Source organism: Streptomyces sp. WMMB 322, assembly GCF_900090145.1.
Classification (GTDB): domain Bacteria; phylum Actinomycetota; class Actinomycetes; order Streptomycetales; family Streptomycetaceae; genus Streptomyces.
Genome location: NZ_FMHI01000003.1, coordinates 1 through 24167 on the forward strand (window position 1 = coordinate 1; position 24167 = coordinate 24167).

Here is a 24167-nt window from a genome sequence, read left to right on the forward strand (position 1 = left end):
GTCAACAGCGCAGACCCGTGCACCCGCGCGGGTCAGAACAGCGCCAAGAAACGCTTCCTCCCCAGCGTGAACGCCCGGGATTCCGCGCCAGATCAAGCTGAAGTCACAGCGGTCGGGAAGAATGCCTCCATGCGCAGCCGTTCCTACGATCCCGATCTGACGCCGCCGTGGAAGAAGCAGCGGCCCGCGCCCGAGGTGCCGGCCGACCCGGAGCTGGTGGTGGAGGAGATCACCACCGGCTTCTGCGGCGCCGTGATCCGCACGGAGAAGACCGCCGAGGGCCCCACCGTCACGCTGGAGGACCGGTTCGGCAAGCACCGGGTCTTCCCGATGACGCCCCGCGGGTTCCTGCTCGAGGGCCGCACCGTCACGCTCGTACGCCCCTCGCCCTCGCGCGGCTCCGCCCCGGCGGGCGGGCCGGACTCGGCTCCGCGGCGGACGGCATCCGGTTCCCTGTCCGTGCCGGGTGCGCGGGCGCGGGTGGCGCGCGCGGGGCGGATCTACGTGGAGGGGCGGCACGACGCGGAGCTCGTCGAGAAGGTCTGGGGAGACGACCTGCGGATCGAGGGCGTGGTCGTCGAGTACCTGGAGGGCGTCGACGATCTTCCCGCCGTCGTACGGGACTTCGAGCCCGGCCCGGAGGCCAGGCTCGGGGTGCTCGTCGACCATCTGGTCCCGGGTTCGAAGGAGTCCCGCATCGCGGCCGAGGTCACCGACGAGCACGTGCTCGTGGTCGGCCACCCCTACATCGACATCTGGGAGGCGGTGAAACCGTCCTCGCTCGGCATCGAGGCCTGGCCCCGGGTACCGCACGGACAGGACTGGAAGAGCGGCGTGTGCGCCGCCCTCGGCTGGCCCGCGAACACCGGCGCCGCATGGCAGCGGATCCTGGGGCACGTGCACGACTACCGGGACCTGGAGCCGGCGCTGCTCGGACGCGTGGAGCAGCTCATCGACCACGTGACCGTCGGCTTCTCCTGAGGCCCGGCTCCTCCCGCGGCCGGGCTTGCCGCAGCGGGGCTCGCAGCCGGACCCCCGCGGCCGGGCCCCCGAAGCCGAAGCAGGCGGCGGCACCCGTGCGGAGCACCGGCCCGGCGCCGCCGCACCGTGACGGGCGCCCTGCGGCATCGCGGACAATGGGACGCATGCCCTCCGCACTGCCCGACGGCGATCCCGTACCCGAGAGCGGGTCGCTGCCGCCCGACGCCCTCGCGGGCCGCGAGTCCCGGCCGCTCGGCTTCTACCTGCACGTGCCGTACTGCGCGACCCGCTGCGGCTACTGCGACTTCAACACCTACACGGCCGCCGAGCTGCGCGACTCGGGCGGCGTGCTCGCCTCGCGTGAGAACTACGCGTCCACGCTCACCGACGAGGTCCGCCTCGCGCGCAAGGTCCTCGGCGACGACCCCCGCCGCGTCGGCACCGTCTTCGTCGGAGGCGGCACCCCCACGCTGCTGCCGCCCGAGGACCTCGGCTCGGTGCTCGCGGCCGTCCGCGACGAGTTCGGCCTGACCGAGGACGCGGAAGTCACCACCGAGGCGAACCCCGAGTCCGTCGGGCCCGCCTCCCTGGAGCGGCTGCGCGAGGCCGGCTTCAACCGGATCTCCTTCGGCATGCAGAGCGCACGCGCCCACGTGCTCGGCGTGCTCGACCGGAGCCACACGCCCGGCAGGCCCGAGGAGTGCGTCGCGGAGGCCCGCGCCGCCGGGTTCGCGCACATCAGTCTCGACCTGATCTACGGCACGCCCGGGGAGAGCGACGACGACTGGCGGGCCTCCCTGGACGCCGCCCTGTCCGCCGGGCCCGACCACGTCTCCGCGTACGCCCTGATCGTCGAGGACGGCACGCGGCTCGCCCGCCGCATCCGGCGCGGCGAGGTGCCCCCGACGGACGACGACGTGCACGCGGACCGGTACCTCATCGCGGAAGAGACGCTCTCCGCCGCGGGCATGCACTGGTACGAGGTCTCCAACTGGGCGTCGGCGTCAGGCACTTCGGCCCGCTGCCGCCACAACGAGCTGTACTGGACGGGCGGCGACTGGTGGGGTGCCGGGCCCGGAGCGCACTCCCATGTGGGCGGGGTGCGCTGGTGGAACGTGAAGCACCCGGCCGCCTACGCCCGCGCCCTCGCCGAGGGCCGCTCCCCCGGCGCGGGACGCGAGGTGCTGACGCCGGAGGACAGGCGCGTCGAGCGGATCCTGCTGGAGCTGCGGCTGGCGGCGGGCTGCCCGCTCTCGCTGCTCGCGCCGGCAGGGGCCGAGGCAGCGCGCCACGCCGTGGGCGACGGACTGCTGGAGCCGGGCCCGTACGAGCAGGGCCGTGCGGTGCTCACGCTGCGGGGGCGGCTCCTGGCCGACGCGGTGGTGCGCGACCTCGTGGACTGACGCACCGGCCGGCAGGTGCTCGCGCGACCGGCCGGCGTGCCCGGACGGACGCACCGGCGGGAGGCATCGGGCCGGGCAGCGGCGACACAGCGGGCCGGGCGGCGGGACGGGCCGAGCGGCCGCGCGCTCAGCCGTCGCAGCGAGCCTGCAGCACCAGCATGGCGAGGTCGTCCGCCGCCGCACCGTCGCCGAAGGCATGCACCGCGCGGCGCACCTTCTCCGCGGTCTGCGCGGCGTCGAGGCCGCCGCACTCGCCGAGTACCGCAGCGAGTTCGTCGTCGTCGTCGAACTGCCGCCGCCCGGAACGCCGTTCGGTGACGCCGTCCGTGACGCACAGCAGCGTGTCACCGGGCTCCAGGACGACGCTCTGGCTCTCGTACGAGACCTCCTCCTCGACGCCGAGGAGGAGTTGGGGCTCGGCGGCCGGCCGTACCTTCCCCGAGGCGTCACGCACCAGCGGCAGCGGGTGGCCCGCGCAGACCATCGTGCACAGCGTGCCGCCTCCGTCGGCGGCGGGCCGGGGCGTCAACTCGCCGTAGACCAGGGACAGGAAGCGGGTCTGCTCTCCCACCTCGCGGTTGAGCCGGTTGATGACCTCGGGGACGCTGTGGCCCTCGCGGGCGAGCAACCGCAGCACGGGACGCGCGAGACCGGTGACCACGGCCGCCTCGGGGCCGTTGCCGCACACGTCCCCGAGGGCGAACCTCCAGCGCCCGTCGGTGCCTTCGAAGAAGTCGTAGAAGTCGCCGCCCGCCCAGGAGCCCTCTCCGGCCGGTTCGTAGACGACGGCGGTCTGCACGCCCGGCACCGTCACCTCGCCGGAGGGCAGCAGCCCCCGCTGGAGCACGCGGCTGATGGTGGCCTGGCGTGTGTAGCGGCGGGCGGAGAGCACCGCCTGGGCCACGCGACGGGCGAAGTCCTCGACGATGCCCACGACTTCGCCCGGCATGCGGTGCAGACCGGCACGCCCGATGACGAGCGTCCCCACCGTCCGCCCCCCGACGGCGAGCCGGCAGCCGACCGCGGCGCCCCCGGGCCCGTACGCGGACTCCTGCCCGGGCCAGGGCCAGGGGACGGCCCGCCCGGAAGGCGCGCGGCCCCCGGGCGCCGGCGGCGTCTTCCTCAACTCGCCGCGCAGCTCGTCCATCCGCTCCTCCTGCGTGTGCCACACGCGGGAGAGCCGGAGCGGGGTCGAGGCGTCGGCGTCGGTGAGCCAGACACCGCACCAGTCGGCGAAGCGCGGCACCAGCAACTGGCAGGCCAGGGAGGCGACCCGGTCCTCGTCGGTCTGGCCTGCGAGGAGGTCGGAGGCCTCGGCGAGGAAGGAGAGGATGCCGTGGTCGATCCAGTCGGGATCGTGGCGGCGGCCGGCTGAGGAACGCTGCGGGGTGGGCGCGAGGCTTCCGGTCAGGCTCCCCGGTGCCTGCTCGCCCGCCTCGCCCGCCTCGCCCGCCGCGTGCGCCGCGGCACCGGAGGCCTGCCCCGGAACCGCCGGGCCCGGCGTCTCCACGGGCCCGCACGGCATCCGGAACCAGACCGTCTTACCGTCCCGCCTGTAGGTGACGCCCCACTCGCCGGCGAGGCCCGCCAGCAGCCGCAGACCGTGGCCCTGATGACCCTCGCGTGCGCTGCCGGGGCCCTCGCCGCCGATGCGCGTCTCCACCGCGCGCGTGGGGTGACCGTCGGCGACCTCGACGGCGAGCGTGCCGCCCTCGTGCCGGCACTCCAGGCGCACCGACGTTCCCGCGTGCACGACCGCGTTCGTCACCAGCTCGCTGACGAGCAGCGTCACGTCGTGCGCGGTGCCGTCCGGGACCTCCCAGCCCCGCAGCGCCTCACGCACATGGGCGCGCGCCGCCGCGGGAGCCCGGGCGTTGCCCGCCAGCAACGCCCTCACCGGCGTGGATCCGTCCGCACCGGGCGGCGGGCCGGCATCATGCCGCACCTTCTCGCCCGTCCCGTCCGCTTCCCCCCACCGCGTCGACGACATCCCCACTGTGTCTGCCCCCACCACTTCTCCGGGTTCTCCGGTTACTCCCCACGGCATTATCGCAAGGGTGACAGACTGAGCCGGTCCATATGCGCCGGGTGACGAAACCGATGAGGCGGCACTGCCATGAGTGGTGAAATGTCCGGGCTTCCTGACGGTTCCTCGAACGCGGGTGCGGGACTGCACCCCGTTCTCTGTGCCCTGCGCGCCCTGCGCGACGGCGACTTCACCGCGAGAGTCCAGGTGGCCGCGGGCGCCGCGCCCGGTTTCCACACCGAACTCGCCGACACGGTCAATCAGCTGGCGACGCGAGTTCAGCACCTCGCGGGCGAACTGACGCGGGTGCGCGCGGACGTGGTGCGCCGGGGACGCGTCGGCGAACGCCTGACCGCAAGTCCCGGTCAGGGCATGTGGACCGACGCCGTGAACGCGGTCAACACTTTGCTGGAGACGCTTCTCGGCTCGACGGCGGAGGCGACCCGCGTGCTCGCCGCCGTCGCCGACGGCGATCTCTCCCACCGCGTCGACCTGCACGAGAACGGCAGGGCACTGCGCGGCGAACTGCGCCGTCTGGGACGCACGGTGAACCGCATGACCGACCAACTCGCCCTCTTCACGGGCGAGGTGACGCGTGCCGCGCTCGACGAGGACGGTGACGCCGCGGCCCGCGGGCCGGGCGGCAAGCAGGGCGGGCCGGTCACCGCGCACACCACCGTCAGCGGTCTGTCCGGCAGTTGGCGGGACGCGGCCGAGGCGGTCAACAGGATGGTCTCCGACCTGCGTGAGACCACACAGGCCAAGGAATGGCTGGAGTCCAACCTCACCCGCCTCGCCTCCCTCATGCAGGGCCGCCGCGACATCCGGGAGATCGCCGGGCCGATCATGCGGGAGCTGCCGCCGCTGGTGGGCGCCCGGTTCGGTGCGTTCTTCCTCGCCGAGCCCGCTGAGGACGGGGGTCCGCCGGCCGGCGGGGAGCTGTCGTACGTCGCCGGGTACGGCACCGCCGCCTATACGCCGGGGGCACGCCCGCGCGGCGGCGTCCACGGGCACAGCCTGATCGCGCAGGTCGCCGCGGAGAAGCGGCGGCTGCTGCTGACCGACGTGCCGCAGGACTATCTGCCCATCGGCTCCGGACTGGGCGAGGCGCGGCCGGCTTGCGTGGTGATTCTTCCCGTGCTGTACGAGGACAGGCTGCTGGGCGTGCTGGAACTCGCCTCGTTCAGCACGTTCAGCGACATCCACCTGGCCTTCTTCGACCAGTTCGTGCACACCATGGGCGTCGCGCTGCACACCATCAGGGCGAACACCGAACTCTCGGAGAAGGCTTCGCTGCTGGCGGCTTCCTCCCAGTACAAGACGCAGTTCCTCGCGAACATGTCGCACGAGCTGCGTACCCCGCTCAACTCGCTGCTGGTGTTGTCCCGGCTGCTCGCCGACAACGAGGGCGGGCGCCTGTCGCACGAGGAGGTCCGCTTCGCGCAGACCATCCACCGCTCGGGCACGGACCTGCTGTCGCTGATCAATGACGTGCTGGACCTGTCGAAGATCGAGTCCGGCCGGATGGAGTCCCGGCCGCGCAATCTGACGCTGAACAAGCTCCTCACCTACGTCGAGGACACCTTCCGTCCGATGGCGCACGACCGCGGGCTGCGCTTCTCGGTCACGTCCGCGGACGACGCTCCCCGCGAACTGCACGTGGACGAACGGCGGTTGCAGCAGGTGCTGCGCAATCTGCTGTCCAACGCCGTGAAGTTCACCTCCGAGGGCGGCATCGAACTGCGCGCGGAGCCCGCGCCGGAGCACGGCAAGGACGGCGAAGCGCTGATCGCCTTCCGGGTCAGGGACACCGGCATCGGCATCGAGCCGGAGCAACTGCCCCGCATCTTCGAGGCGTTCCAGCAGGGCGACGGATCCTCCCACCGCACGTACGGCGGCACCGGGCTGGGCCTCGCCATCAGCCGGGAGCTGGCCGCGCTGCTCGGCGGGAGCATCACGGTGGAGAGCACCCCGGGCGCCGGCAGCACGTTCACGCTGTACGTGCCCGCCTCGGCGCCGGTCGCCGTGCCCGGCGCCGAGGCGGGCACCGCGCCGGCGCACGAGCCCCCCGCCGCGCTCGTACCCACCCAACTGCCGCCGTCCCGCAGCGAGGGCCACGCCGCGGGAAGCGGGCGCACCTCCTCCGGCCGCGGCGGCGCGCGGCGTGCCGAGGGCGCCGGTGGCACTGCCCGCACGGCGAGCGTCCAGACCGCGGCCCAGGCGCCGGAGTCCGGTCTCGCCGCCTGGCAGAACGGGAACTCCGCGCGGGTGCTGCGGGAGAAACGGGTGCTGATCGTGGACGACGACATCCGCAACGTCTACGCCCTGACCCATCTCCTGGGCCGGGTCGGGATGTCCGTGCGCTACGCGGAGAACGGTGCCGAGGCGCTGACCGCGCTGGAGAGCGGCCCTGCCGTCGACGTCGTCCTCATGGACATCATGATGCCGAAGATGGATGGTTACGAGGCCATCCGTAACCTCCGTGCAAATCCGCGCTTCGAGGCGCTGCCCGTCGTCGCGCTCACCGCACAGGCCATGCCCGGCGACGGCGACCAGTCGCTCTCCGCGGGAGCCTCCGCGTACGTGCCGAAGCCGGTGGCCGTCGAAGCGCTGCTCGGCACGCTGATCTCCCTGCTCGACCCACACTCCTCACCGAGGCGGCGATGACATCCGAACTCCACACCCGCATACCGCCCGCCTCGTACACGGGCCGGGCCGAGGAGGCGGGGGTCCTGCTCGTCGACGACCGCGAGGACAACCTCGTCGCGCTGGAAGCGGTGCTGAGCTCGCTGGAGGTGCCGCTGGTGCGGGCGATGTCCGGCGAGGAGGCGATGAAGGCGCTGCTGCGGCAGGAGTTCGCCGTCATACTGCTGGACGTGCTGATGCCCGGCATGGACGGTTTCGAGACGGCGGGCCACATCAAGCGCCTCGACCAGACCCGGGACGTGCCGATCATCTTCCTGACCGGAGCGGACGCCGCCGCCGAGACGGGCTATGCCTTCCGGGGATATGCGACGGGCGCGGCCGACTACCTCACCAAGCCGTTCGACCCGTGGATGCTGCGTTCCAAGGTGTCCGTCTTCCTCGAACTGCACCGCAAGAACCGTCAGTTGCAGCGGCTCCTGGCGGGGGAACGGGACCGGCTCGGTGAGTTCGCGGTGCGGCTCGAAGCGCTGGAGCGCTCTCTGCGCCCGGATCACTCCACCGCGTCCGGCGCGGCGGACCCTGCCGGGAACCCGGGGGCAGGAGGCACGGCGGCCGCCCTGGACGTGACCGAACTCGCACGGCGCATCGGCGAGTTGGCGGAGGCCCTGCACGAGATGCGCCGCGAGCTGCCCTGAGCGCGCCGCGCACCCGGTAAGGACCGGAGGCCACGGCGAGGCCGCCCCGGGCGGACGACCCGCGCGGAACTCCGGTGCGGAAACCCGGTGCGGAAACCCGGGCCCGGGACTCCCGGTACGGGATTCCCGCCACGGAACTCCGGGACCGGGAACGGCATGGGCCGGCACCGGCACAGGACCGGGACCGGCACAGGACCAGGAACGGCACAGGACCAGGAACGGCGGGGGCCGGGCGGCGTCGCGTACACACCGCCCGGCCCTCGCCGTCCGTATCGGCCTCGCGGGGCCCCTCGACCGGGCCTCGCGCGGACCGGTCTCTCAGCCCTCGCGCGTCCCCGCGTACATCTCCTCGATGAGATGCCCGAACTCCCGCTCCACCACGGGCCTCTTGAGCTTGAGGCTGGGCGTCAGCTCACCGTGCTCGATGTCCAGGTCGCGGGGCAGCACACGGAACTTCTTGATCGTCTGCCAGCGCTGGAGCGTGCCGTTGAGCTCCTCCACGTAGCCGTCGACCATCTGCCGCACCTCGTCGCTCGTGACGACCTCGCTGTACGGCTTGCCCTTCAGCGACTCCTGCTCCTCCGCCCACGCGGTGAGGCTCACCTCGTCCAGCGCGATGAGGGCGGTGCAGAAGTTGCGGTCGGCGCCGTGCACGAGGATGTTGGAGACGTACGGGCACAGGGCCTTGAACTGGCCCTCGACCTCGGCCGGCGCGATGTACTTACCGCCGGAGGTCTTGATCAGGTCCTTCTTCCGGTCCGTGATCCGCAGGTAGCCGTCCTCCGACAGCTCGCCGATGTCACCGGTGTGGAACCACCCGTCCGACTCGAGGACTTCGGCCGTCTTGTCGGGCAGCCCGTGGTAGCCCTCCATGATGCCGGGACCGCGCAGCAGGATCTCGCCGTCCTGGGCGATGCGCACCTCGGTGCCCGGCAGGGGCTTGCCGACGGTGCCCGTCCGGTAGGCCTCGCCGGGGTTCACGAAGCTGGCGGCGGAGGACTCGGTGAGCCCGTACCCCTCCAGGATGTGAATGCCGGCACCGGAGAAGAAGTAGCCGATGTCGGGGGCGAGAGCGGCCGAGCCGGAGACGCAGGCGCGCAGCCGCCCGCCGAACGCCTCGCGCAGCTTCGCGTAGACGAGCCGGTCGGCGACGGCGTGCTTGGCCTTCAGACCGGCGGGCGCCGTCGCGTTGCCGGTACGGCGGAAGTTCTCCTGCGTGACCTTCGCGTACTCGCGGGCCACACCGGCCGCCCACTGGAAGATCTTGAACTTGGCGGCACCGCCGGCCTTCGCCTTGGCCGCGACACCGTTGTAGACCTTCTCGAAGATCCGGGGCACGGCCGCCATGTACGTCGGCTGCACGACCGGCAGGTTCTCGATGATCTTGTCTATGCGGCCGTCCACGGCGGTCACGTGACCGACCTCGATCTGCCCGGCCGTGAGCACCTTGCCGAAGACGTGAGCCAGCGGCAGCCACAGGTACTGCACGTCCTCGTCCGTCACCAGACCGGACTGGGCGATGGCCTTCGCCATGTACGACCAGCAGTCGTGGGGCAGCCGCACACCCTTGGGCCTGCCGGTCGTGCCGGAGGTGTAGATGAGCGTGGCGAGCTGGTCCGAACGCAGCGCCTGCACCGTCTTCTTGACGCAGCCGGAGTTCTGCAGGAGGTGTTCGTTGCCGCGCCTGGTCAGCTCGTCGAGGCTGATCACCCAGCCCTCGGGGTCGCCGTACTCGGGTCCGGCACCGGAGATGCCGCCCGACTCGGAGACGTCACCGGCGTCGATGAGGACGACGTGCTTGAGACCGGGCAGCTCCGAGCGGCGCTGGCGCACCTTCGCCAGCTGCTCGGCGTCCTCCGCGAAGAGGACGCGGCTGTCGGAGTCCGCGAGGATGTACGCGGTCTCCTCTTCGTTGGTGCTCGGGTAGACCGTGGTGGTCGCGGCGCCCGCGCACAGGATTCCGAGGTCCGCGAGGATCCAGTCGACGCGGGTACCGGAGGCGATGGCCACGCGCTCCTCGGGGACGACACCGAGGGTCATCAGGCCCGCGGCGATCCCGAAGACGCGCTTCGCCGCCTGGGCCCAGGTGTAGCTGCGCCAGTCGTCGGGTCCTTCACCGGCGGCGGAGGGCACCGGATAGCGGTACGCCTCGGCGTCCGGGGTGGCCTCGACCCTTTCCAGGAAGAGGGTCGCCACGGAGGGCGGCCGGTTCTCGATCAGGGGTTGTGTGTCGCTCACGACATCCTCCGCTGGCCCGCACCTTGAGCTCGGTGTGATTTGCGTGGGGGTGAGTGCTTGTTGACTCACGAGTAACTAGAAACAGCGGCCAGCCTAGAGGCCGTCGCCCTCCAACGTAAGGGGGCCGCGGCGCGCAATGTCCGGATCACCTCGCGATCGTCACAGGCTCCCCAGGAAACACAGAGAGACGGGCCGCGAACGGCCCGTCTCACCCTGTTTCTTCGTCTTCTCCGGGCAGCTCGAGTAGCCCTTTCGTTATTTTTATTTCTTCGCTTTGGCGCCCTCGGCCCCGGGCCCCGCGCTGTCGGTGGAGAGCGCGGCGATGAATGCCTCCTGCGGCACCTCGACGCGGCCCACGACCTTCATCCGCTTCTTGCCTTCCTTCTGCTTCTCCAGAAGCTTCCGCTTGCGGGAGATGTCACCGCCGTAGCACTTGGCGAGCACGTCCTTGCGGATCGCGCGGACGGTCTCACGCGCGATGATGCGGGCCCCGATGGCCGCCTGGATGGGCACCTCGAACTGCTGGCGCGGAATGAGCTCGCGCAGCTTGTTCGCCATGCGGGAGCCGTAGGAGTACGCCTTGTCCTTGTGGACGATCGCCGAGAACGCGTCGACCTGGTCGCCCTGGAGCAGGATGTCGACCTTGACCAGGTCGGCCGTCTGCTCGCCGGTCGGCTCGTAGTCGAGCGAGGCGTAGCCGCGCGTACGGGACTTCAGCGCATCGAAGAAGTCGAAGACGATCTCCGCGAGCGGAAGGGTGTACCGCAGCTCGACGCGGTCCTCGGAGAGATAGTCCATGCCCTGGAGGCTGCCGCGCCGGGACTGGCACAACTCCATGATCGCGCCGACGAATTCGCTGGGCGCGATGAGTGTGGCCCGTACGACCGGCTCGTGCACCTTGTCGATCTTGCCGGTCGGGAACTCGCTGGGGTTGGTGACCTGGTGCTCGGTGCCGTCCTCCATCTCCACGCGGTAGACGACGTTGGGAGCGGTGGCGATGAGGTCGAGGCCGAACTCCCGCTCGAGACGTGCCCTGATCACCTCCAGGTGCAGCAGCCCGAGGAAGCCCACCCGGAAGCCGAAGCCGAGCGCGACGGAGTTCTCCGGCTCGTACGTCAGCGCCGCGTCGTTGAGCTGGAGCTTGTCCAGGGCGTCGCGCAGCTCCGGGTAGTCGGAGCCGTCCAGCGGATACAGGCCGGAGAAGACCATGGGCTTCGGGTCCTTGTACCCGGGCAGCGCCTGCTCGGCTCCCTTTGTGAAGCTGGTCACGGTGTCGCCGACCTTGGACTGGCGCACGTCCTTCACACCGGTGATCAGGTAGCCGACCTCACCGACGCCCAGGCCGTCGGCTGCCGTCATCTCCGGCGAGTTGGTGCCGATCTCCAGCAGCTCGTGGGTGGCGTTCGTCGACATCATGCGGATGCGCTCACGCTTGCCCAGCTGACCGTCGACGACCTTGATGTACGTGACGACGCCGCGGTACGCGTCGTAGACCGAGTCGAAGATCATCGCGCGGGCGGGTGCCTTGGCGTCGCCGACGGGCTGCGGCACCTGCCGGACCACCTCGTCCAGCAGCTCCTTCACACCCTCGCCGGTCTTCGCGGAGACCTTCAGCACGTCCTCCACCTCGCAGCCGATGAGGTGCGCGAGCTCCGCGGCGAACTTCTCGGGCTGGGCCGCCGGCAGGTCGATCTTGTTCAGCACGGGGATGATCGTGAGGTCGTGCTCCATCGCCAGATACAGATTGGCGAGCGTCTGCGCCTCGATCCCCTGAGCCGCGTCGACCAGCAGGACGCACCCCTCGCACGCGGCGAGCGACCGGGACACCTCGTAGGTGAAGTCGACATGGCCCGGGGTGTCGATCATGTTCAGGATGTGCGGGGTGTCCTCGGCCTCCGTGGGCGCCCACGGCATGCGCACGGCCTGCGACTTGATCGTGATGCCGCGCTCACGCTCGATGTCCATGCGGTCGAGGTACTGCGCACGCATCTGCCGGTCCTCGACGATGCCGGTCAGCTGGAGCATGCGGTCGGCGAGCGTCGACTTGCCGTGGTCGATGTGCGCGATGATGCAGAAGTTACGGATCAGCGCCGGGTCGGTGCGGCTCGGCTCCGGCACGTTCGAAGGGGTCGCGGGCACGCAGGGTCCTGTCGGGTCTTCGGGGGTCGGCGGGAAGGGCCTCCGGGAGGCTCTTCGGGAAGCTGTCGTACGAATTCGCAGCCCCCATGGTCCCATGCGCGCGGGGTACGGACCGGATTGGGAGGCCACGGAGCCTGCTGGTAGCCTGACCGACTGTGCCTCGTGCGCTCTGCGGCCACCCGGACCGAGCACTCTCATCACGCGGATCACGCCGGTTCCGGCCTCCGCGGACGTTCCGGTCGCGGTGCCGGCTCCGAGCCGGCGCCCGCAGCAGAAGCTCACGGTGGCACTGAAGGCACCATCACCGAACCCGTAAAGGCTCTTTTTCGTGGCGAACATCAAGTCCCAGATCAAGCGGATCAGGACCAATGAGAAGGCGCGTCAGCGCAACAAGGCGGTCAAGTCGGAGATCAAGACGGCGATCCGCCGCACTCACGAGGCCGTCGCCGCCGGCGACGAGGCGAAGGCCACCGAGGCCCGCCGCGCCGCCGACCGCAAGCTCGACAAGGCCGTCAGCAAGGGCGTGCTGCACAAGAACAACGCGGCGAACAAGAAGTCCGCGCTCGCCAAGCACGTCTCCGCCCTCAAGGGCTGACGGCCTCACCGCCGGTGCGGGTCCCACGGGCCCTCTCACTCCGTTCCGTACCGGCTGCTCACAGCGTGCACGGGCTCCGCGGACGTTCTGCTGCGTCCACGGACCTCACGGTGTGATCCACGCGCCGCACGCGGCCTGCGTTCGCCACGCGGGTGCGGCGCGGAGATCGCTTCGCGATCACGTACCGAACCGACGAAGGTCCCGCGGATGCTTTCCCCAGCGTCTGCGGGGCCTTCGCGGCGTTTCAGGGGTGTCCGGCGGCGTTCGCGGGGCGTTCCAGCGGTGGTTGTGGCGTTCGCGGGTGTTCCAGCGGTGTCCGGCGGCGTTCGCGGGTGTGTACGGCTAGAGGCCTGTGCCGGGCCGGAGAGGCCTGTACGGGGCTGGAGAGCCCCCGGAGAGCCGGGCGGTGCAAGCAGGAACCCGGAGAGCCGGGCGGTGCAAGCGGCCGGGAAGCGAGCGGTGGAGCGCCCGCACGGAGGGCCGCACGGCGACGGGTCAACGTGAGCGGGCAGCCCCGGCGACGGCGAGCACCGCCTGCTCCAGCGCGTACTCCGGGTCTTCGCCGCCGCCCTTGACCGCCTCGTCGGCTGCCGCAACCGCGCGCAGCGCGGTGGAGACTCCGTCCGCCGACCAGCCGCGCATCTGCTGACGGACCCTGTCGACCTTCCACGGCGGCATGCCCAGTTCCCGCGCCAGGTCGCCCGCGCGCATGCCGCGAGGCGCGGAGGCGAGCTTGCCGATGCCGCGCACGCCTTGCGCCAGCGCGCTGGTGATCAGCACCGGGGCGACTCCCGTCGCCATCGCCCAGCGCAGCGTCTCCAGCGCTTCCGCCGCGCGGCCCTCCACGGCGCGGTCGGCGACGGCGAAGCCGGAGGCCTCGGCCCGCCCCGTGTAGTAGCGAGCGACGACCGCCTCGTCGATGGTGCCCTCGATGTCAGCCGCCAACTGGGAGCAGGCGGAGGACAGTTCACGCAGATCGCTCCCCACCGCGTCCACGAGAGCCTGGGCCGCCTCCGGGGTCGCCGACCTGCCGAGCCCGCGGAACTCGCCCCGCACGAACGCGAGCCGGTCGGCCGGCTTGGTCAGATTGGCGCAGGCAACCTCGCGCGCACCGGCCTTGCGCGCCGCGTCGAGCAGGCCCTTGCCCTTGGCGCCGCCCGCGTGCAGGAGGACGAGCGTGATCTCCTCGGCGGGAGAGGCGAGATAGACCTTCACATCCTTGACGGACTCCGCGGAGAGGTCCTGCGCCCCGTGCACGGCGACGACCTTGCGCTCCGCGAAGAGGGAGGGGCTGGTCAGCTCGGCGAGCGTGCCCGGCTGGAGGTCCGCGGAGGCGAGCTCGCGCACATCGGTGTCGGGATCGGCCGCGCGCGCCGCGGCGACGACGTCCCGCACCGCACGCTCCAGCAGCAGCTCCTCCTGCCCCACCGCGAGCGTGACAGGGGTCAGGGGGTCGTCCGTCGTCTTCTTCCGCGTGCCAGCCATCGCGGAACAGCATCCCACGGCGCACCGACACTCCTGGCCGGAGCAGAATGCCGGTGTGACGGACGTACGACACATCCTGGTGCTGCCCGACCGCGACGCGGCCGAAGAGGTCGCCGAGGAGCTCACCCGGCGCTTCGAGGGACCGCACGGCGAACCGCAGCTGGTGCGGGAGGCGCTCGCGGGAGAGGACGACGCCGAGGACGCCCAGTGGCTGGTGGTACTCGAGGCCCCGCAGGGGCACTACGACCCGAAGTTGCTGGACGTGCTCGCGGACGAGTACGACGGCTGGCTGGAGTGGGACTGACCGACTTCTCAGGCGGACGCCCGGACGGGGCGTGACAGGCCGGGGGCCGGGAGGGTGGAGCGGGGGCGGTGGCTCGGGGCCGGGGTGGGGCCAGGGCCTGTGGACCGGAACCAGGCTGCTCCAGGGACGGTGGACCGGCCCGGGGCCCGGCCGGTGGACCGGAACCCGGGAGCGGCCCGGAGGCATGCGGGGCCGCGCCCCACGTCCCCTGCCGGGTCGTACGGCGCGCTGCACCCGGTCCCGCAGGTCACCCGCCGGGCGACGGAGGCGAACGGGGCACCGCAGATGCGTCGCCCGTCGCGCGCTCCGTCACCACGGCCGCTGTCCCCTCGTCGCCTCCGCCTGCGCCTCCTCGTATTCGCGAGCCCGTCACCGCCAGCGCACCGCTGCGGTCCGTCCGGCGCACCAGGGCCCCCGCGGCCCGCAGCGCGGCGACGGTACGGGGCGCGGGGTGGCCGTACGGGTTGTCCGCACCGCAGCTGATCAGGGCGATGCGGGGACGCAGCCGCGCAAGCAGCCGGGGGTCCTGATAGGCGGAGCCGTGGTGGGCGACCTTGAGCACATCCACGGAAGGGAGCGCCGGGTAGGCCGCCAACAGACCACTCTGCGCGGTGGGTTCGAGATCTCCGGGGAGCAGCAGCGACAGGTCACCGGTGCGGAAGAGCAGGGTGATGCTGGCGTCGTTGGCGCCCTCGGGCCGGAGCGCGGCCGGGGCGGGCCCCGGCGGTCCGGGCCACAGGGCCTGCCAGGACAGCTCCCCCACGCGCCGGCGTTCACCCGCTGTCGAGCCGATGACGCGGACCCCCGCGCGTGCGGCCGTGCGGCGCACGAACTCCGCCTGGCCGGGCGGTTCTTCGAGCGTCGTCGTCTGGATGGCTCCGATGCTCCTGCCCTTGAGTACACCGGGAAGTCCCGCGACGTGGTCCGCATGGAAGTGGGTCAGTACGACGAGCGGCACCGAGGTGACACCGAGCGTGCGCAGGCACCGGTCGACCGCCGCCGGATCCGGGCCCGCGTCGACGACCACCGCCGTGTGCTCCTTCCCCGTCGCCAGCGCGAGCGCGTCGCCCTGTCCGACGTCGCACGCCACGAGCCTCCACCCGGTCGGCGGCCAGCCCGTCAACGGCCGTACGAACGGCACCGGACGCACCACCGCCAGCAGCATGAGCAGCACGCACGCCGCGCACAGCCAGGGATGTCCCAGCATCGTCGTCAGCCCTGCCCTCCTGCCCAGCAGCAGCACGGCGGCGGTGAGCCCCGCGAGCAGCAGCGCACCCGTCCAGCTGCCGGGCCAGCCGATCTCCGCCCCCGGCAGGCCGGCTCCCGTGCGTGCGAGGGCGGCGATGCCTTCGGCGGGCCAACCCGCCAGCCATGCCAGCGACTTGGCGACGGGCATCGCGACCGGTGCCGCCGCCAGGGCCGCGAAGCCCAGCACGGTCGCGGGGGCGACGGCGAACTCCGCGAGCAGGTTGCACGGCACGGCGACGAGGCTGACGTGGGACGCCAGCACCACCACCACGGGCGCACATACGACCTGTGCGGCGGCGGCCGCCGCGAGAGCCTCCGCAAGGCGCCCGTTCATCCCCCTGCGCCGCAGCGCCGAACTCCAGCGCGGAGCGAGCGTGAGCAGCGCGCCCGTGGCCAGTACCGACAGCAGGAAGCCGAAGTCGAGCGCGAGCCGGGGGTCGTGCAGCACGAGCAGCAGCACCACGGCGGACAGTGCGGGCAGCAGGGAGCGCCGCCGCCCCGTGACGAGGGCGACCAGAGTGATCAGCCCGCAGCCCGCGGCCCGTATGACGCTCGGTTCCGGACGGCAGACGACGACGAAGGCCAGCGTGACCAGCGCACCGAGGACGGCGGTGACCCGCAGGGAGACGCCCAGGCGCGGTGCGAGGCCACGCCGCTCCGCGAGGTGGGCCGTCCCCGGCGGTCCGATGAGCACCGCGAGCATGATCGTGAGGTTCGCGCCGCTCACCGCAAGCAGGTGCGTCATGTCCGTGACGCGGAACGCCTCTTCGAGGTCCGGCCGCAGCCGTGAGGTGTCGCCCACGACCAGTCCCGGCAGCAGGCCGCGCGCGTCCCCGCGGAGGTCGCCGGCCGCTTCCCGCAGGCCCGCACGGAGGCTGCCCGCCCCGCGCTGGAGGGCCGTGGGGCCGCGGACGACGGGGGGCGGCCCGTCGGCCCGCAGCCGCACGACGGCGGCGACGTCCTGCACGTGCCCCGTGTTCAGGGGCGCCGCGAGCCGCACCTCGGCTCTCAGGCGCGTCGAGGGCAGAAGCCGTCGCCACCGCTCGGGCGGCGGCCCGTCACGCTGCTGGACGATGACGAGTACCGGCGTGCGCACGGTGCGGTCGACGGGCCCGGAGGACGTGCCGCGGCCCGGGCCGGCGGAGGGGCGGGCCGTGACGCGGGTGGCCTCGGCCCGGAAGAGCAGGGCTCCCGGGGCCTGCTGGGCGCCACGCACCCGCGGCCGGAGCCGCCGCGGGTCCTCCTGCACGGTCAACTCCACTGTCGCCGTGGCGTGTTGCTCCGCCAGCCGCGGCAGCGGTCCACGGCGCAGGTCCGCCGAGTAGAGCGCCGCGACCCCTCCCCCGGCGGCCGCGCAGAGCAGGGCCCCCGCGGCGGTGACGAGGACGGGAGAGCGACTGCCCGGCCCTTCGCGGAAGCCGTTGCGGAGCCGCGGCAGACCCCCGCGAGGGCCACCGGGACTCCCGTGCCTCCGACGCCCGCACCCCGCCCGCAGGAGCAGCAGGGCCGCGCCCAGCAGGCATGCCGCCGCCCCGGCGACGGACACGGCACCGGGCACGCCCCACGCCACTGCCGCGGCGGCCCACGCGGCCAGCGCGAGCGGAACGAGCCGCAGGTCCGAGGCGGCTTCCTGCCGCCTCCGGGCGGTGACGTCGCCGGCCGCCCCCGCCGCGCGCCTGCCGGTCACGCGGATGCCGCCGGTCATGGGCTGACCTTCGGCCGGATGTCGGCGAAGCGGCGGTCGCCGATGCCGTTGACCTCCTTGAGCTGGTCGACGGAGGTGAAGCCGCCGTGCTGCTCCCGGTACTCCACGATGTGCTGCGCGAGGACGGGACCGACGCCGGGAAGCGTCTCCAACTGCTCGGCTGTCGCCGAACTGAGGCTCACAAGCCCTCCGGGCGGAGCGCCACCGGCACCCGCCCCGGCTGCCGGTCCGCCGCTCACGTCCCCGCCCGGACCGGGCCCGCCGCCGCCGGCGGAGGGGCGCCCGGCGACGATCTGCTCACCGTCGACGACGCGCCGGGCCCTGTTGAGCCCGCTGACGTCGGTGCCCGGGCGGACGCCGCCGGCCGCCTTCAGCGCGTCGGCGACCCGGGCGCCGTTCTGCAGCTTGTAGATGCCGGGCCTGCGCACCTTGCCGGCGACGTCCACCACGAGCCGCCCGCCGGTCAGCCGGCCCCGGACTCCCGCCGTCCCGCCCGCATCTCCCGCGGGGCCCGCCTGCCCGTCCGGGGCCGTGCCGGCTGGAGCCCGCTCCGCCGCAGGTGCCCGCACCGCCTCGGGGCGGCCCGTCCAGAAGTGGTGGACGGCGAATCCGATGGCGACGGAGAGCACGACCGCGAGGGCGAACAAGGTCCTCGGCTCGATCCCGCAGCGCAAACGCACCCACAGCGGGAGCCGTTCGCACAGGGCGAGCCGAGCCCTCCCCCACGCCCCAGGCGTCACCGCCTCGTCCGCGGTCTCGGGCTCAGGCGCACGGGCGGGCACAGGCGCACGGGCGGGCTCAGGCGCACGGGCGGGCTCCGGCGCACGGGCGGGCTCAGGCGCGGGCGCCGAGACGCCCGCCCCGGGTGGGGGCCGGTCGCCGCCGGGCCGTCCGTCCCGGGCATCCCGTGCGGCAGCGGCACTCGGGCCGGGTGACGAAGGACGCACGGCCGCGCGCCGGGCCCGGCTGCGCCGAACGGACTCCCGCGCGCTCGCCATGGCGGCGGCACGCGGCAGCACCACTGCGCCCGGCGTGCCGCAGGCCCCGGGCGCCGGGGGGTCGAGACCCGTGCCGCCGCCGGAGCCGCAGCCCCCGGACACCGTCCCGCTCTTCGCCGCACCCTCCGTACCGGCACCGGCGAGCAGCGAGGCGGCCCGGTCCCCGGGCAGGCAGGGCAGCGCGTCGACCGCGGTCGTGGCCCCCGCCCCCGGCCGGGCGCCGCCCGCGCGTCCGCCCCGCGAGGCATGGCCCAGCGGTCCGCCCGGTCGCCGGGTGGAACCCGAAGCAGCACCTGCCCCTGCCGGGAAGCCCGGCCGGCTCCGGGACCGGTGACGGGCTCGCCGACGGGCCCGGGGACCGGCGTCCGCGGGAACGGGAGCTCTGCGCTGATGACGGCCGGCCCTGTGACGGGAAGCAGGACGAGGACGGGGGACGAGACGGGATCGGGTGCTCATGCCGTCAGACGCTAGAGACCCTCACCGCCCCCATGTGATCTTGCTCAATTCCCGGGGACAACACGCCAGTTGTGGATACCGGCGTCACTCACTTCAGCGACACGACCGTGCCCAGCAGCCCCGGCCCGGTGTGCGCCCCGATCACGGCACCCACCTCGCTCACATGCATCTCCCCCAGCCCCGGCACCCGTTCACGCAGGTGCTCGGCAAGCTGGTCGGCGCGCTCCTGCGCCGCGAGATGGTGCACGGCGATGTCGACGTTCGCGTCACCCGCCCTGTCCACCACGATCTCTTCCAGCCGGGCGATCGCCTTCGAAGCAGTCCGCACCTTCTCCAGCAACTCGATCCGTCCGTCCGAAAGCTGAAGGAGCGGCTTGACGGCCAGCGCCGAGCCGAGGAGCTTCTGCGCTGCACCGATACGGCCACCTCGGCGCAGATAGTCGAGGGTGTCGACGTAGAAGTAGGCGGAGATCCCCTCGGCCCGCTTCTCCGCGGCCGCCACCGCCGCCTCGAGGGAGCCGCCGCCCTCCGCGGTACGGGCCGCCTCCAGCGCGCAGAACCCCAGAGCCATGGCCACCACACCGCTGTCCACCACCCGCACCGGCACCGGCGCCTCGCGGGCGGCGACGACGGCCGCGTCGTAGGTCCCGGAGATCTCGCTGGACAGGTGCAGCGAGACGATGCCCTCCGCGCCCGCCTCCGCCGCGGCCCGGTACCGCTCCGCGAAGACCGCGGGGCTCGGCCTGGACGTCGTCACCGGGCGCCGCTCGCGGAGCGCCTCGGCCAGCGAACGCGCCGAGATCTCGTTGCCCTCCTCCAAGGCCCTGTCCCCGAGCACCACGGTCAGCGGCACGATGTCGATCCTGTGCCGCGTCAGGGCCGCCGCCGGGAGATAGGCCGTGGAATCGGTGACGATCGCGACCTTGCTTGAGGTGGTGCGGGACATGGAGGGAGGCTACCGCCGTCTCACGAAGCGCTCTGCGGACGGCCCTTCTCGATGCCGGGCGGCGCATCGCCGCGCTGCGGCTCCGCACCCGCCTCGACCTCACGGCCGGCGGGCGTGCCCTCACTGTGCCAGTGGCGCAGCGCGCCCGACTCGATCTCGATCTGCTCACGCAGCGCGCCCAGGGCCTCGGAGTCGTACCGGCTGGCACGATCCTGCGCCGCGAAGCGCAGCGAGTCCGCGGACTCCTTGATCCGCGCAACGCGTTCACGCACTTCCGGCATGAGGGCGGCGGTGCGTGCCTTGTCCGGCTCACGCTCCATCAGCAGCTGCATCTCTCCGTCGAGCTGCCGTGCGTGCTCGTGCAGACGGTCGAGGAGACCGAGCGCCTCCTGGAGGGACGGGTCGCGCGAGATGTCCGACTCCAGGGCCCTGCGCGTGCCGTCGATGGAGGTGCGCAGCTCCAGTCGCCTGCGCGCCAGCTCACCGACCGGGCCCGGCTGGGCGCTCCTCGCCCGCAGCGTCGTCTCCTCGACCGTCCGGCGCACCTGGGTGCCGGTGCGTTCGACGCCGCGCTGCACGGCTCGCGTCATGCGCACCGCGGCGATGACGCCGAAGGTCACGAAGAGCACGAAAAGCAGCGCCAGAACGCCGATGACGAATTCCACGAGCGAGCTCCTTCATCCGTCCACCACGGTCCGTCCTTCTCCAGCCTAAACGGACCCGCGGGGCCGGGCGTTCCAGGAATCCCTGACCCTCCCCTCGCCCGGCCCGTAGGGGACGGCCGTGGAAGGCGCATTGCGGGACGGCCGGACGGTGACGGCCGGACTGGACGGCCGTGGGGCCCGGGACGACGCGGACGCGCCTTGTCGCCCGGGGCCCCCGGGGTCGAACGGGCTCAGCCCGGAACCACGTTCACCAGCTTCGGTGCCCGCACGATCACCTTCCGGATTCCCGCACCGCCCAGCGCACCGACGATCGCCGGCTCGGCCAGCGCCTGTGCCTCCAGGTCCGCCTCCGAGATGGACGGGGAGACCTCCAGCCGTGCCTTGACCTTGCCCTTCACCTGCACCACGCAGGTCACGGTCTCGTCGACCAGGTAAGCGGGGTCGGCGACGGGGAAGTCCTCGTAGACGACGCTCTCTTCGTGACCCAGCCTCCGCCACAGCTCCTCGGCGACATGCGGCGCCAGGGGGGCGATCAGCAGCAGCATCTGCTCGGCCACCGAGCGCGGCACCTCACGCACCTTGGTGACGTGGTTGTTCAACTCGGTGATCTTCGCGATGGCCGTGTTGAAGCGCAGCGCCGCCATGTCCTGGGTGACGCCGTCGACCGCCTTGTGCAGCGCGCGCAGCGTCTCCTCGTCCGGCTCCGCATCGACGACGGTGACCTCGCCGGTCGCCTCGTCGACCACGTTGCGCCACAGGCGCTGCAGCAGCCGGTACTGGCCGACGACGGCGCGCGTGTCCCAGGGCCGCGAGACGTCCAGCGGGCCCATCGCCATCTCGTACAGACGCAGCGTGTCCGCGCCGTACTCCGCGCACATCTCGTCCGGTGTGACCGCGTTCTTCAGGGACTTGCCCATCTTCCCCAGCAGCCGGCTCACGCGCTCGCCGTTGTGGAAGTACTCGCCCTCGGCCTCCTCCACCTCGGCGGCCGGTACGGCGATGCCGCGGCTGTCGCGGTAGACGTACGCCTGGATCATGCCCTGGTTGTACAGCTTGTGGAACGGCTCGGCCGACGAGACGTGCCCCAGGTCGTACAGCACCTTCGACCAGAAACGCGCGTACAGCAGGTGCAGCACCGCGTGTTCGGCTCCGCCGACGTACAGATCGACACCGCCGTGCGGCATGCCCTCGCGGGGACCCATCCAGTAGCGCTCGACCTCGGGGTCGACCAGCCGCTCGCGGTTGTGCGGGTCCAGGTAGCGCAGCTCGTACCAGCAGGAACCCGCCCAGTTGGGCATGGTGTTGGTTTCGCGGCGGAAGCGGCGCGGGCCCTTGCCGTCGCCCAGGTCGAGGGTGACGTTGACCCATTCCTCGTTGCGCGACAGCGGCGTCTCGGGAACGGTGTCGGCGTCGTCGGGCTCGAAGGTCCGCGGTGAGTAGTCGTCTACCTCGGGCAGTTGCAGCGGCAGCATCGACTCGGGCAGCGAGTGCGCGACGCCGTCCTCGTCGTAGATGATCGGGAAGGGCTCGCCCCAGTACCGCTGGCGGCTGAACAGCCAGTCACGCAGGCGGTAGTTGACGGTGCCGGAGCCGATCCCCCGGCTCTCCAGCCATTCGGTGATCCTGGCCTTGGCCTCGGTCACGCCCAGACCGTCCAGGGAGACCTCCCCGGACGAGTTGACGATCCTCGCGTCGTAGGACACGAATGCCTCGTCCCACCGGTCGGTGTCCGTGCCACGGCCGTCGGAGGGCTCCACCACGCACCGCATGGGCAGTTCGAAGGCGCGCGCGAAGGCGAAGTCGCGGTGATCGTGCGCCGGGACGGCCATGATCGCGCCGGTGCCGTAACCCATCAGCACGTAGTCGGCGATGAAGACGGGAATCCGCTCGCCGTTGACGGGGTTCGTGGCGTAGGCACCGGTGAAGACGCCGGTCTTGTCCTTGGCCTCGGCCTGCCGCTCGACGTCGGACTTCGAGGCGGCCTGCGCACGATAGGCGGCGACGGCCGCGGCGGGGTCGGCGTGGCCGCCGGTCCACACCTCGTGGGTGCCCTCGGGCCACTCCACGGGCACGACGCCGTCGACCAGGGGATGTTCGGGAGCCAGCACCATGTAGGTCGCGCCGAACAGGGTGTCCTGCCTGGTGGTGAAGATCTCGATCTTCTCGTCGCCCAGCGGGAATTCGACGCGGGCGCCCTCGCTCCGCCCGATCCAGTTGCGCTGCTGCAGCTTGATCGCCTCGGGCCAGTCCAGGCCGTCCAGGTCGTCCAGCAGCCGGTCCGCGTAGGCGGTGATGCGCATGTTCCACTGGCGCAACTCCGCCTTGAAGACGGGGTAGTTGCCACGCTCTGAGCGGCCCTCCGCCGTGACCTCCTCGTTCGCCAGCACGGTGCCCAGCCCGGGGCACCAGTTGACAGGGGCGTCGGATGCGTACGCCAGCCGGTACTCGCCCAGGACCTCGGCCCGCTGCACATCGTTCAGTTCGTCCCAGCGCCCGAATCCCTCAGGCGTCTCGCGCTTCCCCGACGCGAACTGGTCGATCAGCGTTCCGATCGGACGGGCCTTGTCCGCCTCGGGGTCGTACCAGGAGTTGAAGATCTGCAGAAAGATCCACTGGGTCCACTTGTAGTAGTCCGGGTCGATCGTGGCGAAGCCGCGTCGCTGGTCGTGGCCCAGGCCCAGGCGGCGCAGCTGCGCCCTCATCTGGACGATATTGGCCTCGGTCGACGTCCGCGGGTGCGTGCCGGTCTGCACCGCGTACTGCTCGGCGGGCAGGCCGAAGGCGTCGAAGCCCAGCGTGTGCAGGACGTTGTGCCCGGTCATCCGCTGGAAGCGGGCGAAGACGTCCGTGGCGATGTACCCCAGCGGGTGGCCCACGTGCAGGCCCGCACCCGAGGGGTACGGAAACATGTCCATGATGAACTTCTTGGGCCTGGCCACCGTCGCGGGGTCGCCGGACAGGTCACCGTCGCCGGGGTTCGGCGCCTCATAGGTGCCCTGCTTCTCCCAGAAGTCCTGCCAGCGCGCCTCGATGTCGGCGGCCAGCGCCGCCGTGTAGCGATGGGGAGCCGCGCTCTCCGCGGCGTTCGTCGTCTCGGTCATCGTCCTCAAAGCTCCATCGGTCGTCCCTGCCGAGCACAAATGAAAAATCCCCTCGCACAGGAGGGGACGCCGCGCCGATTCCGGTCCTTCCGGTCTTCCGAACCGGGGACCGGGACTGATCAGCGCGGCCAGCTAAGCAGAAGGCGTACGGCACGCATGCGGTCAGGGTACCGCAAGGCCTGTGCCGCGTCGTCCGCGATGCCCCCGGGCCCCTGGCCCCTGGGCCCCTGGGCAGCGGTGACGTGTTTCACGACCCCTCTTCCGCGGCCGTCACGAAGTCGCGGCCCGAACCCTTGAGTTGTCACCCGCCGCCGCCCTTGGCCCCCAGGAGCTTCGCCGACGCTGCGCCGGGCACGCAGCCCCCGCAAGAAAACGACGCACCCCAACCACAACGGGGCCGCAGACGGCGAAGCCCACCCAAGGGGCGTGCCGGGGCGGCGCAGCCCCCGCAAGAAAACAACTCACCCCAACCACAACGGGGCCACAGGGGGCGAAGCCCCCGCCCGGGGTGCCGGGGGCGAAGCCCCCGCCCGGGG

Annotated in this window: 15 protein-coding genes; 6 read left to right on the top strand and 9 right to left on the bottom strand. The window is 72.3% G+C overall.

The features are described from left to right. Positions 1-129: 129 nt before the first annotated feature. Both H180DRAFT_RS05955 and hemW read left to right on the top strand, forming a co-directional pair. Positions 130-981 (top strand): DUF3097 domain-containing protein, encoded by an 852-nt coding sequence (locus tag H180DRAFT_RS05955; RefSeq protein WP_055484955.1) that lies wholly within the window; start codon positions 130-132, stop codon positions 979-981. A 164-nt stretch (positions 982-1145) separates the two neighbouring features. Then, positions 1146-2384 (top strand): radical SAM family heme chaperone HemW, encoded by a 1239-nt coding sequence (gene hemW, locus H180DRAFT_RS05960; protein ID WP_055484956.1) that lies wholly within the window; start codon positions 1146-1148, stop codon positions 2382-2384. Positions 2385-2511: 127 nt separating this feature from the next. On the opposite strand, the gene H180DRAFT_RS05965 is transcribed toward hemW, so the two are convergent. Further along, complete coding sequence (locus tag H180DRAFT_RS05965) at positions 2512-4374, bottom strand: SpoIIE family protein phosphatase (protein WP_107097587.1); 1863 nt, start codon at positions 4372-4374, stop codon at positions 2512-2514. 138 nt (positions 4375-4512) lie between these two features. Here H180DRAFT_RS05965 and H180DRAFT_RS05970 point away from each other — a divergent pair, with 138 nt between their 5' ends. Together H180DRAFT_RS05970 and H180DRAFT_RS05975 are read left to right on the top strand one after the other, a co-directional pair. Then, entirely contained in the window at positions 4513-7077 is a 2565-nt protein-coding gene (locus H180DRAFT_RS05970; RefSeq protein WP_055484957.1) for an ATP-binding protein, read from the top strand. Beyond that, positions 7074-7751: a response regulator gene (locus H180DRAFT_RS05975; RefSeq protein WP_055484958.1), complete on the top strand. Its 678-nt coding sequence runs from the start codon at positions 7074-7076 to the stop codon at positions 7749-7751. Before H180DRAFT_RS05970 ends, H180DRAFT_RS05975 begins: the two co-directional genes overlap by 4 nt. A gap of 318 nt (positions 7752-8069) precedes the next feature. Here H180DRAFT_RS05975 and H180DRAFT_RS05980 read toward each other — a convergent pair whose 3' ends face one another. Both H180DRAFT_RS05980 and lepA read right to left on the bottom strand, forming a co-directional pair. After that, the gene (locus H180DRAFT_RS05980) at positions 8070-9989 is read right to left on the bottom strand and encodes an AMP-dependent synthetase/ligase (RefSeq protein ID WP_055484959.1); all 1920 of its coding nucleotides are present in this window, start codon (positions 9987-9989) and stop codon (positions 8070-8072) included. 261 nt (positions 9990-10250) lie between these two features. Continuing rightward, positions 10251-12128, bottom strand: coding sequence for a translation elongation factor 4 (gene lepA / locus H180DRAFT_RS05985; protein ID WP_055484960.1), 1878 nt, complete (start codon positions 12126-12128; stop codon positions 10251-10253). 328 nt (positions 12129-12456) lie between these two features. Between lepA and rpsT the strand changes: the two genes are divergently transcribed. Continuing rightward, positions 12457-12723 (top strand): 30S ribosomal protein S20, encoded by a 267-nt coding sequence (rpsT, locus tag H180DRAFT_RS05990; protein WP_055484961.1) that lies wholly within the window; start codon positions 12457-12459, stop codon positions 12721-12723. 495 nt (positions 12724-13218) lie between these two features. On the opposite strand, the gene holA is transcribed toward rpsT, so the two are convergent. Beyond that, the gene (gene holA / locus H180DRAFT_RS05995) at positions 13219-14208 is read right to left on the bottom strand and encodes a DNA polymerase III subunit delta (protein WP_055484962.1); all 990 of its coding nucleotides are present in this window, start codon (positions 14206-14208) and stop codon (positions 13219-13221) included. 55 nt (positions 14209-14263) lie between these two features. Between holA and H180DRAFT_RS06000 the strand changes: the two genes are divergently transcribed. Continuing rightward, positions 14264-14512 carry a hypothetical protein gene (locus tag H180DRAFT_RS06000; protein WP_055484963.1) on the top strand — a complete coding sequence of 83 codons (249 nt, stop codon included), beginning with the start codon at positions 14264-14266 and terminating at the stop codon, positions 14510-14512. Between the two features lie 247 nt (positions 14513-14759). Here the strand turns inward: H180DRAFT_RS06000 and H180DRAFT_RS06005 are convergent, their stop codons facing one another. The 5 genes from H180DRAFT_RS06005 to leuS all read right to left on the bottom strand — a co-directional run bounded on the left by H180DRAFT_RS06005 (position 14760) and on the right by leuS (position 23631). After that, a complete protein-coding gene (locus H180DRAFT_RS06005; protein ID WP_074466658.1) occupies positions 14760-17465 on the bottom strand; it encodes a ComEC/Rec2 family competence protein in 2706 nt (901 codons plus the stop codon). Further along, on the bottom strand, positions 17462-18205 hold the full coding sequence (locus H180DRAFT_RS06010) for a ComEA family DNA-binding protein (protein WP_368073110.1): 744 nt from the start codon (positions 18203-18205) through the stop codon (positions 17462-17464). Before H180DRAFT_RS06010 ends, H180DRAFT_RS06005 begins: the two co-directional genes overlap by 4 nt. An 802-nt stretch (positions 18206-19007) precedes the next feature. Then, complete coding sequence (locus H180DRAFT_RS06015; RefSeq protein WP_055484964.1) at positions 19008-19865, bottom strand: DegV family protein; 858 nt, start codon at positions 19863-19865, stop codon at positions 19008-19010. A 20-nt stretch (positions 19866-19885) separates the two neighbouring features. Beyond that, positions 19886-20530 carry a hypothetical protein gene (locus tag H180DRAFT_RS06020; protein WP_055484965.1) on the bottom strand — a complete coding sequence of 215 codons (645 nt, stop codon included), beginning with the start codon at positions 20528-20530 and terminating at the stop codon, positions 19886-19888. A gap of 230 nt (positions 20531-20760) precedes the next feature. Next, positions 20761-23631: a leucine--tRNA ligase gene (gene leuS, locus H180DRAFT_RS06025; protein WP_055484966.1), complete on the bottom strand. Its 2871-nt coding sequence runs from the start codon at positions 23629-23631 to the stop codon at positions 20761-20763. Positions 23632-24167: the final 536 nt, after the last annotated feature.